This window comes from Candidatus Symbiopectobacterium sp. NZEC135 (genome assembly GCF_025962695.1).
In genome coordinates, this window is the sequence record NZ_JAGFPF010000980.1 from 1 (window position 1) to 791 (window position 791).

The 791-nt window shown below is 56.0% G+C and carries 1 pseudogene; it reads left to right on the plus strand.

Annotated features, from left to right (window positions below):
* A pseudogene (locus J5224_RS31885) lies at positions 1 to 791 on the plus strand (alkene reductase); the annotation flags it as partial.

The window sequence follows — 791 nt, forward strand, 5'->3', positions numbered from 1 at the left end:
CGCATGAAAGCCTTTAACGAAAGAACGCCTGGGCCGCTGATGCTGGAATACTACGTACAGCGCGCCAATGCAGGACTGATCATCAGTGAAGCCACCTCTATCTCAGCGCAGGGTGTAGGCTATCCGAATACGCCGGGTATCTGGTCTGATGAACAGATTGCCGGTTGGGCACGTATTACCGCCGGTGTGCACGCTGCCGGTGGGAAAATTGTCCTGCAACTGTGGCATGTCGGACGTATCTCCGATCCTGTCTACCTTGATGGGAAACTGCCGGTTGCGCCGAGTGTGCGATTGCACCGGAGGGCCACGTCGCTACGCTTCGCCCCTATAAGAACTACGAAGTACCACGCGCGCTGGAAACCAATGAGATCCCTGATATTGTTGAGGATTTCCGTCAGGCAGCCGCCAATGCCAAACGCGCTGGCTTTGACGGTGTGGAAATACACGCAGCCAATGGTTACTTGCTCGATCAGTTCCTGCACGATGGCTCAAACCAGCGGACGGACCGCTACGGTGGCAACATTGAAAACCGCGCACGTTTTCTGCTCGACGCGGTGGATGCGGTGCTCACCGTCTGGCCCGCTGGCCGAGTTGGCGTGCACCTAAACCTGATGTCCAATACGCACTCCATGAAGGATTCCGATCCGGCGGCGCTGTTTACCTATGTGGCCCAACAGCTGGATACACGGCGTTTGGCCTTTATCTTTGGCCGTGAAGATATTGCGGGTAGCACGCTTTATGGCCCGTTGGTGCGGAAGCATTTTTCCGGTGCCTATTTTGCCAATGATGGT